Genomic DNA, 579 nt, shown 5'->3' on the forward strand with positions numbered 1-579 from the left:
CAAAGGCGGCCATTCTAGCGACTGTGCGCGAAATCTGCAGTAATGATGAGCACTTGCCGGAGAGGGCGCGGTTCATGGCGCCTGAGCGCACTGTACGACGAAGCGATGATGCGCCGGTGAAGCTGTTCGGCCAGATAATTGTGAATAATCGTGATGACTGCATCACATTATTTAGATGACCATTCAATTTACCGGTTATTTCACGTAACTAATTCAAATAAAAAATACGCTTAAATGTTTACTTGATGAAACAGCCTGACTATTATTGCGGCACTGTCCCCTGCCATTCAACACATCCGCATAAGGTAGTTACCATGTCCTTGATCAACGAATATCGCGCCACCGAAGAAGCTATCAAAGAGCTGCAAGCGCGTTTGAAAAATCTGTCGCAAGACGACAAATTGCAAGCCGAGCTGGAATTCGAAGGCAAACTGCGCACCCTGATGGGCGAATACTCCAAATCCCTGCGCGACATCATCGCCCTGCTGGATCCGGAATCGAAAACCAAAGGCACCCGTGGCGTCGCAGTCAAAACATACTGGCACCAAGCGTGCACGCAAAGTTAAACAATACAAAAAA

At 48.0% G+C, this 579-nt stretch carries 1 pseudogene; it reads left to right on the forward strand.

The window, feature by feature from the left end:
- Positions 1 to 314: 314 nt before the first annotated feature.
- Positions 315 to 579: pseudogene (locus HT737_RS30545) on the forward strand (histone-like nucleoid-structuring protein, MvaT/MvaU family); the annotation flags it as partial.

It is taken from the genome of Pseudomonas sp. MD195_PC81_125, from assembly GCF_014060985.1.
Lineage (GTDB): Bacteria > Pseudomonadota > Gammaproteobacteria > Pseudomonadales > Pseudomonadaceae > Aquipseudomonas > Aquipseudomonas parakoreensis.